Below are 12,533 nucleotides of genomic sequence, written 5' to 3'. Positions count from 1 at the left end.
GTTTTTTTCAGTATCACTTAGCCGCGTTGATCGGCTTTTCCGGATACCAAACGTCCAGCAGCGGGCTGACGGTCATGCCGGTCAGTTCGCTACGGCTTTTCAACCAGGCTTCAACGGCAGCGCGCTGCTCTTCGTTGACCGAGCCACGCTTCTGCAGGCACACCAGACCGAAGTCGTCGCCGCCGACATAGCCCAGACCGTTGGCTTCCATGGCTTCTTTGATGAATGCTTCGAGGAAAGCGTCAATGGCTTCTTCGGACAAGTCTTCTTTGAAGTCCAGGTTCAGTTCGAAACCCAGCTCTTGAAATTCATCAACGCACAGTTTTTTGCGCAGACGCTGGGAACGGTTAGTCGCCATTGGAACAATCCTCTTAAGTAATAACGGCCGGCACTTTACCAGTTTAAGCGGTCAATTGCCCGACTCTCTGGGCGCTGTGGCCGACCGCCTGTAAAAAAATAACGAAATGGCCGCCTCGGGCAAGGCACAAGCTGTTACAGCTTGGGGCATAATGCCGACACTTTCATGACCACTGAGGGCTTTTTCATCCATGCCCTCGTTATTTTTCCCCTCTTCTGCAGGGTTTTATTTCATATGATCAAATCGTTGCGTCCACTGTTTCTCGCCGGCCTTCTTCTGCCCCTGGCCCTGCCGGTTTCTGCGGCCACCATCAACACCGCCCTCACCCCTAACGTCGAAAAAGCCCTGAAGACCAGCAAACTGCCGCCCAATGCACTGTCGCTGGTGATGATTCCGCTCGACGGCCCGGGCAACGCGACCGTGTACAACGCCGACGTCTCGGTCAACCCGGCCTCTACCATGAAACTGGTCACCACCTACGCCTCGCTGGAAATGCTCGGCCCCAACCATCAGTGGAAAACCGAGTTCTACACCGACGGCGACCTGAGCGGCGGCATCCTCAACGGCAACCTGTACCTCAAGGGTGGCGGCGATCCGAAGCTGAACATGGAAAAACTCTGGCTGCTGATGCGCGACCTGCGCGCCAACGGCGTGACCCAGGTCACCGGTGACCTGGTTCTCGACCGCGGCTTCTTCATCCAGCCACAACTGCCCGAGTTCAACGACGACGGCAACGACGAGAACAAGCCGTTCCTGGTCAAGCCGGATTCGCTGCTGGTCAACCTCAAGGCGCTGCGTTTCGTCGCACGCAATGACGGTGGCCGGGTGCTGATCTCGGTGGAGCCGCCGATTGCCAGCGTGCGCATCGAAAACACGGTCAAGGCGCTCAACTCCAAACAGTGCACCGGTGGCGTGCGCTACAACCCGGTGACCCAGGCGGACGGCAGTGTGACCGTGACCGTCGCCGGCCAACTGGGTGAAGGTTGCAGCTCGCAGACTTACCTGTCGCTGCTCGACCACGCGACCTACACCGCCGGCGCCGTACGCGCGATCTGGAAAGAACTGGGTGGCAGCATCCAGGGCAAGGATCGCCTCGCCGCGACCCCGAGCAGCGCCAAACTGCTGGCCCGCGCCTACTCGCCGGATCTGGCGGAAATCATCCGCGACATCAACAAATACAGTAACAACACCATGGCCCAACAGCTGTTCCTGAGCCTGGGCCAGAAGTACCGTAACGAAGCCGACGGTGACGACGCCAAGGCCGCACAACGCGTGGTCCGCCAGTGGCTGGCGAAGAAAGGCATCACCGCGCCGCACCTGGTGATGGAGAACGGCTCCGGGCTGTCCCGCGCCGAACGCGTCAGCGCCCGCGAAATGGCCAACATGCTGCAAGCCGCCTGGCACAGCCCGTACGCCGCCGAGTACATCAGCTCGCTGCCGATTGCCGGCACCGACGGCACCATGCGCAAACGCTTGAAGACCACCGCGATGCGCGGCGAAGCCCACGTCAAGACCGGCACCCTGAACACCGTGCGCGCGATCGCCGGCTTCAGCCGCGACGTCAACGGCAATACCTGGGCGGTGGTGGCGATCCTCAACGACAAGGCCCCGTTCGGCGCATCGTCGGTGCTGGATCAGGTGCTGCTGGATCTGTACAAGCAGCCGCGGTTGCCGCAGACGGCTTCGGCCCTCTAAACCGCCCAAAGCAAAAGATCGCAGCCTGCGGCAGCTCCTACAGGGTGTACATCATTCCCATGTAGGAGCTGCCGCAGGCTGCGATCTTTTGATCTTCTGGGGGATTGGCGTAACGGCCTAACTCATCTGCTCAACCCGATCCCGCCCGCCCTGCTTCGCCGCATACACCCCCGAATCCGCGCGCAGCAGCAGCGCATCCGCGCCCTCCCCCGGGCGCCAGCTGGCGATGCCGAAACTCGCCGTCACCACGCCGACCACATCCACCGGCGCACCGCGCAAGCCCTGCCACAACTCCACCGCCAGCATGTACGCGTGCTCGCCGTCGATGTCCGGGCACAGCACCATGAACTCTTCGCCGCCCAGACGGCAGAACACATCAGTGCGACGCAGACGATGACCAATGCGCTCGCACACCGCTTGCAGCACGCGGTCACCCACGGCATGCCCGTACTGGTCGTTGATCCGCTTGAAGTGGTCGATGTCGAGCATGATCACCGACAGTTCGCCACCGCCGCGCTCGACCCGGGCCATTTCGGTGGTCAGGCGTTCTTGAAAATAGCGACGGTTGTGGATGCCGGTCAGTGAGTCGGTGACCGACAGTGCCCGCAATTCCTCTTCCACCCGCTTCAGATCGGAAATGTCTGAGATGTAGCCGTGCCACAGCACGCCGCCGCCCGGCAGCTCTTCCGGCGTCGCCTCACCACGCACCCAGCGCAGGCCGCGCTCGGGCAGTTGCACGCGGTACTCCTCGCGCCAGGGGCTGAGGTTGTCTGCCGAGGCGCGGATCGAGGTGCGCACGCGGGTGATGTCCTGCGGGTGGATGCGGGAGAAAATCGCCTCGGCATCGAGCAGCAGCACGTCCGGCGCCAGCTCGTAGATATCGCGGATGCCGTCGCTGGCGTAGATCACGCTGAAGCGCCCGTCGAATTCCATCTTGAATTGATAGATGCCGCCAGGCACGTGAGCACTGAGCTTTTTCAGCAGCACATCCCGCGCCGCCAGCGCCTCGTGCACGCGCTTGCGCTCGGTGATGTCGATGCAGATCGCCAGATGCCCGACCCACAGGCCCTGCTCATCGAGCACCGGGGTGGCGAGCATGTTCACCGGCAGATGACTGCCATCGCTGCGCACCAGCGTCCACTCGCGCGCTTCATGACCGCCGACTTCGCCACCCTCGACCAGCATCGCGTGACAGGTCGGGATGCTCTTGCCGTAGCGCGCGCTCAATTCCGCCGCGCGCGCTGCGAGTTCGCGCGGCAGGTGCAGGTTTTCCAGGGTCATGTGGCCGACGACATCGGCGCTGCTGTAGCCGAGCATCTGCTCTGCGCCGGGATTGAAGGTGTTGATCACCCCGCGCAGGTCAGTGGCGATGATTGCGACCTGGGTCGCGGCGTTCAGCACCCCGCGCAACTGGCCGTGGGTGCCGCGCAGTTCCTGCTCGCGAGCGTGCAATTCCTGGGTGCGCAGTTCGACCATGCGCAGGGCGCGCTGGCGCTGACTCACCAGCACATAGAGCAATGCGCTGAGCAACAGGCTCAGCAGTGCACCCAGCACCACCAGGCTGCTGACCGACGAATGGTTGGCCTGCAGAAAGGCTTCGCTGGGCTGTATGTCCACTTGATAGTCATGGTCGGCCATGCGCAACAACCGCGTGGCAGACAGATCACTGGCCCCGGCTGTGTTGGCGGATTCGTAGAGCACTTCATGCTGATCATCAGTGGACAGATCAAGGATGCGCACCGTGAGGAAGTCCTGGTTGTCCTCGGGCAAGCCATCGGCCAGCAACTGTTGCATGCTGATCACCGCCATCACATAGCCTTCAGACGTACCTGTCGGCGCCCCTTCACGGCTGACCGGCGCCAGCAGCAATACGCCCCGGGCATACGCTGGATCGATGCCCACCAGGTGCAATGGCTGCGACACCGCCATGTGCCCGGTGCTATCGGCGCGCTCCAGTGTCGCTCGTCGCAGAGGTTGCGCCAGCAGATCGTAACCCAACGGCGTGGGCAAATGACTCCGGCTCTGGGTGTAGATCACCGGCACGTATTCGGGGCGATCACCGGCCGCCTGTAACTGGCCTTCAGCGTTCAGCTCGCGAAGGGTGAAGGTGCTGAAACCTTCGTTGCGCACGGCTTGTTCGATCGCCGGGCGCTCGGCACGGCTCACCCGAGGCGCATAGGAATAGGCCTGGGTACGTAATAAAAGAGGTTTGGCATAACCGTCGAATTCGGCACGGGATACCGAATAGGAGTTGGCGAAGAAACGGCGCAGGCCGTCGAGGCGTTGTTCCTGATCCTGGAAACGTTCTTCGATACGGCTGTAACGCTCATTGGCCAGCAGTTGGAAGCGTTGGCGCAATTGATGATGAAACTGGTTGAGGGAAGCCCAGGCGAGCAGCCCCGTGAGAATCCCGCCGGCGAGCAATACCAGCAGCGCGACCAACCAGGCCGAGACGTCTTCGCTGATAAAACCCAGGATCCTTGGGCGCACGGGGTGCAACGACATAAAGACAACTCACTACGCCAGCATTTGCGGGAAAACCCCATTGACCGTGTGTGAGTTATAGCTATTAGCCACTAATTTAGCTAGCGCAGGAGGATCCACGGAGCCTTTAAAAATCAAGGCTCTGTGGATCCAACTTTGGCAAGTGTCAACGAGCCGTGATTTTCCAGGCGCGGTGAATCTTGGTGTTGCGGGCAAAATCCGGATCAATGGTCTGCGCGCTGATTTCCTCGACCGCGTAGCGCTCGGCCAGGTTCTCCTCCAGCTGGAACTTGCGGAAGTTGTTGGAGAAGTACAGCACGCCGCCCGGGGCCAGACGCGCCATGGCCAGGTCGATCAACTGCACCTGGTCACGCTGCACGTCGAAAATGCCTTCCATGCGCTTGGAGTTGGAGAAGGTCGGCGGATCGATGAAGATCAGGTCGAACTCGTCCCGGCAGCTTTCCAGCCACGCCATCACGTCGCCCTGCTCTAGACGGTTCTTGTCGGAGAAACCGTTCAGCGACAGGTTGCGACGCGCCCAGTCGAGGTAGGTTTTCGACAGGTCGACGCTGGTGGTGCTGCGCGCCCCGCCCTTGGCGGCGTGCACGCTGGCCGTCGCGGTGTAGCAGAACAGATTGAGGAAGCGCTTGCCGGCCGCCTCTTTCTGGATGCGCATGCGGATTGGCCGGTGGTCGAGGAACAGCCCGGTGTCGAGGTAGTCGGTGAGGTTCACCAGCAGCTTGACGCCACCTTCGCTGACCTCATTGAACTTGCCCTGCGCGGCCTGACGCTCGTACTGCTTGGTGCCGCTCTGGCGCTCGCGGCGTTTGACCACCACGCGGCTCTTGTCGACGTTCAGCGCCTGCGGAATCGCGGCCAGGGCATCGAACATGCGTGCCGAGGCCTTCTCCGGATCGATCGACTTCGGCGCAGCGTATTCCTGCACATGCACCCAGTCGTGGTACAGGTCGATGGCCATGGCGTATTCCGGCATGTCGGCATCGTAGACGCGGTAGCAATCGATGCCTTCGCGCTTGACCCACTTGCTCATCGCCTTGAGGTTTTTCTGCAGGCGGTTGGCAAACATCTGCCCGCCTTCGCTCAGGCGCGGTTGCTCGATCACCGGCGCCGGGGCTGGCGTCGGTTTGATCGGATTGCCGTTCTTGTTGAACTTGCGCTCTTGCGGCTCGTTCGGGGTTTGATCGTAAGCCGCTTGCTCGCGCTCGGCCTGACGCTGTTCCGGGGTACGACGCTCGCCGGTAACGAACTGATCCGGCAGCACCTTGATCAGCAGCAACTTGCACGGCAGCGCGCCGTTCCAGAACGAATACTGTTTGTGGCTGCGAATGCCCATGCGCTTGCCCAGGTCCGGCGCGCCGGTGAACACCGCGGCTTCCCAGTTCAGGCAGGCCTGACGCAGACGCTCGCCGAGGTTCTGGTAGAGGTACAACAGGCTGGCTTCATCACCCAGACGCTCGCCGTACGGCGGGTTGCAGATCACCAGACCTTTCTGGTTCTGGTCCGGACGCGGCTCGAAGGTCGCGACTTCGCCCTGATAGATCTTGATCCACTCGCTCAGACCGGCGCGCTCGACGTTGTTGCGGCCCGGTTGAATCAGGCGCGGGTCGGCTTCGTAACCGCGAATCCACAGCGGTGGCTTGGCCAGACCGGCAGCGGCACGCTCGACGGCTTCTTCATGGAGTTTTTTCCACAGCGCCGGGACGTGGCCCAGCCATGCAGTGAAGCCCCACTGCTCGCGACGCAGGTTCGGCGCCATGTCGGCGGCGATCATGCCGGCCTCGACGAGGAACGTACCGACACCGCACATCGGGTCAGCCAGCGCGCCGCCTTCGGCAGCAATGCGCGGCCAGCCGGAACGAATCAGGATCGCCGCCGCGAGGTTTTCCTTCAGCGGTGCAGCGCCCTGCTGCAAGCGGTAACCGCGCTGGTGCAGGCTGTGGCCGGAGAGATCGAGGGACAGGATCGCCTCACCGCGATCCAGACGCAGGTGAATGCGCAGGTCCGGGTTGAGCTTGTCGATGGACGGACGGTCGCCCTGCGGGGTGCGCAGTTTGTCGACGATGGCGTCCTTGACCTTCAAGGCGCCGAAGTGGGTGTTGTCGATGCCCGAGCCGTGACCGCTGAACTCAACGGCCAGAGTGCCGTCGCTGAGCATGTGGTCCTGCCAGTCGACATCCAGCACGCCGTGGTAGAGGTCTTCGGCGTCCTTCATCGGGAAACGCTTGAGGACCAGCAGCACACGGTTGGCCAGACGCGACCAGAGGCACAGGCGATAAGCGGTTTCCATGGTCGCCATGCCACGCACGGCGGAGGTGTGCTCGCGGGCGTCTTCAAGGCCAAGCCCGACGGCTTCCTCGATGAGCAGGCCTTCAAGGCCTTTGGGGCAAGTGAGGAAGAGTTCGAAACGATCGGACATGGTATTTCCAGAGCCTTTGGCTAGTGAACCGGCAACGCATTGCCGATCCGGTTTTCAATCAGGCGCTTTTCTAAAAGAGCGCCCGCGTGGCACGAAGGTGTGCCGTTCCATCCCCGCTGCTCGGGTTAAAAGAGCTTAGATGCAAGGACAGGTAAAAAAGTTGATGAAACAAAAAGTCTTAAAGCGACCCTTCGTCGCTTATTAACCGAGCGTAAACGTGGGTCATTCTCACTAAAGGATTAACCCCATCATCCCGCGCGGGGCTGATCATACCGGGGTTTGCTGAAAAAACGCTCATGAAACCCGTCGTTACTTATGGCTGTAGCACTATTTTCGTTACGTCCTTATGACAAAACGATCATTCCCTCGGTGTGACTCATTGGTTAGAACTGACCACAGGTTGACGTCGCAACGGCGTCAACACCTTGGCTCGCCACGCCGGCAGCGAGCCGCCCCACGGCAGAGTTTTTCTGCCAGACCTCGGTTGAGGTCAACGCGACACAAACAGTCAACAAGTGAGGGAAACACCCTATGAGAAGACTTAAGCGTGATCCGTTGGAAAGAGCATTTTTGCGCGGATATCAATATGGCGTTGGTGGCAAATCCCGCGAGCTTTGCCCATTTACTCTACCGTCGGTACGTCAAGCCTGGATCAACGGCTGGCGAGAAGGACGCGGCGACAACTGGGACGGTATGACCGGCACTGCGGGGATCCACAGACTCAACGAACTTCACGCCGTCGGCTGACACAGGGCACTTATTGCGACACGACAATCTGAATTTTTAGCGACTTACCATGCACGTCCTTCCCGGACGGCGGGCTGCGGCCCAGGGGCTCCTTCGAGGAGCCCTTTTTTATGCCTGAATGACACACATCTCATGTAGGAGCTGCCGGAGGCTGCGATCTTTTGCTTTTGATATTAAAAAACAACATCAAAAGATCGCAGCCTCCGGCAGCTCCTACATTGACCGGGTCAGCCTGGGTTATTTGCGCAGGGCGGCGATCGCGTCTACCGACTCACGAATCAGCGCCGGGCCTTTATAGATGAAGCCCGAATAGATCTGCACCAGGCTCGCACCGGCGAGAATCTTCTCCGCCGCATGCTTGCCTTCGGTAATACCGCCAGCCGCAATGATCGGCAACCGTCCGGCCAATTCACCGGCCAGCACTTTCACGGTGTGGGTGCTCTTCTCCCGCACCGGGGCACCCGACAAACCACCCGCCTCGTCACCATGCTCCATGCCTTCGACGCCGACGCGGCTCAGGGTGGTGTTGGTGGCGATCACTGCATCCATCCCGGTTTCGATCAACGCCTGCGCGACCTGCGCGGTTTCTTCGTCGGTCATGTCCGGGGCGATCTTGATCGCCAGCGGCACGTGTTTGCCGTGACGCAAGGCCAGTTCGGCGCGGCGCGTGGCCAGGTCCGCCAGCAACTGCTTGAGCGAGTCACCGAACTGCAGGCTGCGCAGGCCCGGGGTGTTCGGCGAGCTGACGTTGACAGTGATGTAACTGGCGTGGGCATACACCTTGTCCAGGCAGATCAGGTAGTCGTCGACAGCGCGCTCGACCGGGGTGTCGAAGTTCTTGCCGATGTTGATCCCCAGCACGCCTTTGTATTTGGCTGCGGCGACCCGCGCCAGCAGGTTATCGACACCGAGGTTGTTGAAGCCCATGCGGTTGATGATCGCCTCGGCTTCCGGCAGGCGGAAGATCCGTGGTTTCGGATTGCCCGGCTGCGGACGCGGAGTCACGGTGCCGATTTCGACAAAACCGAACCCCAGTTGCGAGAAGCCATCGATGGCCGCGCCGTTCTTGTCCAGACCGGCCGCCAGACCCACCGGGTTCGGGAAATCCAGGCCCATGACCGTCACCGGCACGTTCGCCGGCTTCTTGCACAGCAAGCCGTTGAGGCCCAAACGCCCACCCGCGCCGATCAGATCCAGCGACAGATCATGGGAGGTTTCCGGGGAAAGTTTGAACAACAGCTGACGGGCCAGGGTGTACATGGGCGGCGATGACTCGGGCGGCGAAAAGAGGCGGCGATTATAGCCGGGCAACGCTCCCTGGCGCGAGGCGTACAGGCAAATCAGCCCGACTGGCATATGCCTTGCACCTTGCGGGTTATCAGCCCACAGGCCAATGGCGGCGTGCGGGCACGGACAATGGCGTCGTCCTCGGGTTTTGCTTGGGCAAAGCCGGGGACGACGTTTTTTTTGAAGGTGGCTTTATATGAGTGATTCGCCCGTCGGGCCGCTGGCCTGGGTCAACGGCAGTGACGCCCCGGAAAAAAGCGTGATCAACCTCGGCTTCATGGCCCTGAGCGATTGCGCCTCGGTGGTCGTGGCCGCAACGCAGGGCTTTGCCCAACCTTACGGCCTGACGATCAACCTCAAGCGTCAGGCCTCATGGGCCACGTTGCGCGACAAACTGGTCAGTGGCGAACTGGATGTCGCCCACAGCCTGTACGGGCTGATTTACGCGGTGCATCTGGGCATCGGCGGCGTCGCCCCGTGCGACATGGCGGTGCTGATGGGGCTGAACCAGAACGGCCAGAGCCTCAACCTGTCCCGCGGCTTGCAGCAACTGGGCGTGACCAGTCCTGAGGCGCTGGATCGGCACGCGCACCAAACCCGCGCAAAACTGACCTTCGCCCAGACCTTCCCCACCGGCACCCATGCAATGTGGCTTTATTACTGGCTGGCGAGTCAGGGCATTCATCCGTTGCAGGATGTCGACAGTGTGGTGGTGCCGCCGCCGCAAATGGTCGCGCACCTGCAAGCCGGGCGCATCGATGGGTTCTGCGTCGGTGAGCCGTGGGCTGCCAGCGCCGTGCAGCAGGATCTGGGGTTCACCCTCGCCACCAGCCAGACCATCTGGCCCGATCACCCGGAAAAAGTCCTCGGCTGCACCCGCGCGTTCGTCGAGCAATACCCCAACACCGCCCGGGCGCTGGTGATGGCGATCCTGGAGGCCAGCCGCTTCATTGAGCAAAGCCCGGAAAACCGCCGCAGCACCGCGCAACTGCTGAGCGCCCCGGAATATCTCGACGCCCCGCTGTCCTGCATCGAGCCGCGGTTTCTCGGTGACTACGCCGACGGCCTCGGCAATCGCTGGCAGGACCCGCACGCCTTGCGCTTTCATGGCAACGGCGAGGTCAATCTGCCGTATCTGTCCGACGGCATGTGGTTCATGACCCAGTTCCGCCGCTGGGGCTTGCTGCGTGAAGACCCCGACTACCTCGGCGTCGCCCGCCAGGTTCAACAGCTGGAGATTTACCGCGAAGCCGCCACCGCCGTGGGCGTCGCCGCCTGGGGCAAGGAAATGCGCAGCAGTCAGTTGCTCGACGGCAAAGTCTGGGACGGCAGCGATCCGGCCGGTTACGCCCGCAGTTTCAAGCTGCACGCCCTGAGCGACGCCGCTGCCCTTCTCGCCCGCCGCTGACAGGAGACCGACACCATGTTGCGCATTCTGCTGATCAACGACACCGCGAAAAAAGTCGGGCGCCTGAAAGCCGCGCTGACCGAGGCCGGTTTCGAGGTCATCGATGAGTCCGGCCTGACCATCGACCTGCCGGCACGCGTCGAAACGGTGCGCCCGGACGTGATCCTGATCGATACCGAGTCACCGAGCCGTGATGTGATGGAGCAAGTGGTGCTGGTCAGCCGCGACCAGCCCCGGCCAATCGTGATGTTCACCGACGAACATGACCCCGGGGTGATGCGTCAGGCGATCAAGTCCGGGGTCAGCGCCTACATCGTCGAAGGCATTCACGCCCAGCGCTTGCAGCCGATTCTGGATGTGGCGATGGCCCGCTTCGAAAGCGATCAGGCCCTGCGCGCGCAACTGCACGCCCGCGACCAGCAACTGGCCGAGCGCAAGCGCATCGAACTGGCCAAAGGGCTGCTGATGAAGATGAAGGACTGCAACGAGGAAGAGGCCTACACCCTGATGCGCCGCCAGGCCATGAGCCGCCAGCAGAAACTGATTCAGGTGGCGGAGCAGATCATTGCCATGAGTGAGTTGCTCGGCTGATTAAAGATCAAAAGATCGCAGCCTTCGGCAGCTCCTACACGGACATGCGTATTCCTGTAGGAGCTGTCGAGTGCAACGAGGCTGCGATCTTTTGATCCTTGGCACAAATCTGGCTAGGCATTCAGTACAGGTAACCAACGGCGGTTGCCCCACCCACGACAAAGACGTCGCTCACCCGTTCGCCCCTCATGGCGAAACAGGTAGCGGCGTTTTTTGCGTTTTGGCCCCACAGCCCGGGGCCGGTGGTGCGGCCGTGGCGGCGCTCCACCTGCTGTGACTCCTATAGAGACTCTTTTCAGCTGAGGTGCGCGATGAATTCAAGCTTCTGGAAATCCGGCCATACCCCGACCCTGTTCGCAGCCTTTCTGTATTTCGACCTGAGTTTCATGGTCTGGTACCTGCTCGGCCCGCTGGCGGTGCAGATCGCCGCCGACCTGCACCTGACCACGCAACAACGCGGCCTGGTCGTGGCAACGCCGATTCTGGCCGGAGCGGTGTTGCGCTTTGTGATGGGCATGCTGGCTGATCGCCTGTCACCGAAAACCGCCGGACTGATCGGCCAGGTGATCGTGATCTGCGCACTGTTCGGCGCCTGGAAACTCGGCATCCACAGTTATGAACAGGCGCTGGTGCTCGGGTTGTTCCTCGGCATGGCCGGCGCCTCGTTCGCCGTCGCGCTGCCGCTGGCCTCGCAATGGTATCCGCCGCAACATCAGGGCAAGGCCATGGGCATCGCCGGCGCCGGTAACTCCGGCACCGTGTTTGCCGCGTTGATCGCTCCGGTGCTGGCCGCGTCATTCGGCTGGAGCAACGTATTCGGCTTCGCGCTGATTCCATTGCTGCTGACCCTGGTGCTGTTCGCCTGGCTGGCAAAAAACGCCCCGCAGCGGCCGAAAGCCAAAGCCATGGCCGACTATTTCAAGGCACTCGGTGACCGCGACAGTTGGTGGTTCATGTTTTTCTACAGCGTCACCTTCGGCGGCTTCATCGGCCTGGCCAGCGCCCTGCCCGGCTATTTCAATGACCAATACGGCCTGAGCCCGGTCACCGCCGGTTACTACACCGCCGCCTGCGTGTTCGGCGGCAGCCTGATGCGCCCGCTGGGTGGCGCACTGGCGGATCGCTTCGGCGGCATCCGCACCTTGCTGGCGATGTACACCGTGGCGGCGATCTGCATTGCGGCTGTCGGTTTCAACCTGCCAAGTTCCTACGCGGCGCTGGCGCTTTTTGTCTGCACCATGCTCGGTCTTGGCGCTGGCAACGGTGCGGTGTTCCAGTTGGTGCCGCAACGTTTTCGCCTTGAGATCGGGGTGATGACCGGGCTGATCGGCATGGCCGGCGGCATCGGCGGCTTTGCCCTGGCCGCCGGTATGGGCGCGATCAAGCAAAGCACCGGCAGCTATCAACTGGCGTTGTGGTTGTTCGCCAGCCTTGGCGTATTGGCGTGGTTCGGCCTGCACGGCGTCAAACGTCGCTGGAGAACCACTTGGGGTTCGGCAGCCGTGACCGCGGCACGGGTCTGAAAC

General features: G+C 61.8%; 9 protein-coding genes. 5 read left to right on the top strand and 4 right to left on the bottom strand.

Annotation, left to right across the window (positions count from 1 at the left end):
* Positions 1–13 precede the first annotated feature (13 nt).
* Complete coding sequence (locus tag NN484_RS10760; protein ID WP_127652029.1) at positions 14–358, bottom strand: YggL family protein; 345 nt, start codon at positions 356–358, stop codon at positions 14–16.
* A gap of 234 nt (positions 359–592) precedes the next feature.
* Here NN484_RS10760 and dacB point away from each other — a divergent pair, with 234 nt between their 5' ends.
* A complete protein-coding gene (gene dacB / locus NN484_RS10755) occupies positions 593–2,053 on the top strand; it encodes a D-alanyl-D-alanine carboxypeptidase/D-alanyl-D-alanine endopeptidase (protein ID WP_127652028.1) in 1,461 nt (486 codons plus the stop codon).
* Positions 2,054–2,170: 117 nt separating this feature from the next.
* On the opposite strand, the gene NN484_RS10750 is transcribed toward dacB, so the two are convergent.
* Together NN484_RS10750 and rlmKL are read right to left on the bottom strand one after the other, a co-directional pair.
* Complete coding sequence (locus NN484_RS10750; protein WP_274659073.1) at positions 2,171–4,558, bottom strand: sensor domain-containing diguanylate cyclase; 2,388 nt, start codon at positions 4,556–4,558, stop codon at positions 2,171–2,173.
* A 145-nt stretch (positions 4,559–4,703) separates the two neighbouring features.
* The gene (rlmKL, locus tag NN484_RS10745) at positions 4,704–6,974 is read right to left on the bottom strand and encodes a bifunctional 23S rRNA (guanine(2069)-N(7))-methyltransferase RlmK/23S rRNA (guanine(2445)-N(2))-methyltransferase RlmL (RefSeq protein WP_127652026.1); all 2,271 of its coding nucleotides are present in this window, start codon (positions 6,972–6,974) and stop codon (positions 4,704–4,706) included.
* Positions 6,975–7,505: 531 nt separating this feature from the next.
* Here rlmKL and rmf point away from each other — a divergent pair.
* Positions 7,506–7,721, top strand: a complete 216-nt coding sequence (gene rmf / locus NN484_RS10740; protein WP_003223300.1) for a ribosome modulation factor — start codon at positions 7,506–7,508, stop codon at positions 7,719–7,721.
* 237 nt (positions 7,722–7,958) lie between these two features.
* On the opposite strand, the gene NN484_RS10735 is transcribed toward rmf, so the two are convergent.
* Entirely contained in the window at positions 7,959–8,981 is a 1,023-nt protein-coding gene (locus NN484_RS10735; protein WP_215501074.1) for a quinone-dependent dihydroorotate dehydrogenase, read from the bottom strand.
* A 223-nt stretch (positions 8,982–9,204) separates the two neighbouring features.
* Here NN484_RS10735 and NN484_RS10730 point away from each other — a divergent pair, with 223 nt between their 5' ends.
* The 3 genes from NN484_RS10730 to NN484_RS10720 all read left to right on the top strand — a co-directional run bounded on the left by NN484_RS10730 (position 9,205) and on the right by NN484_RS10720 (position 12,530).
* A complete protein-coding gene (locus NN484_RS10730) occupies positions 9,205–10,416 on the top strand; it encodes a CmpA/NrtA family ABC transporter substrate-binding protein (protein WP_215501075.1) in 1,212 nt (403 codons plus the stop codon).
* 15 nt (positions 10,417–10,431) lie between these two features.
* Entirely contained in the window at positions 10,432–11,007 is a 576-nt protein-coding gene (locus tag NN484_RS10725) for an ANTAR domain-containing response regulator (protein ID WP_042558507.1), read from the top strand.
* A gap of 311 nt (positions 11,008–11,318) precedes the next feature.
* Complete coding sequence (locus tag NN484_RS10720) at positions 11,319–12,530, top strand: nitrate/nitrite transporter (protein ID WP_127652023.1); 1,212 nt, start codon at positions 11,319–11,321, stop codon at positions 12,528–12,530.
* The last annotated feature ends 3 nt before the right edge of the window (positions 12,531–12,533 follow it).

The organism is Pseudomonas serboccidentalis (assembly GCF_028830055.1).
Taxonomy (GTDB): Bacteria; Pseudomonadota; Gammaproteobacteria; order Pseudomonadales; family Pseudomonadaceae; genus Aquipseudomonas; species Aquipseudomonas serboccidentalis.
This window is presented reverse-complemented; position numbering and strand designations above follow the sequence as displayed.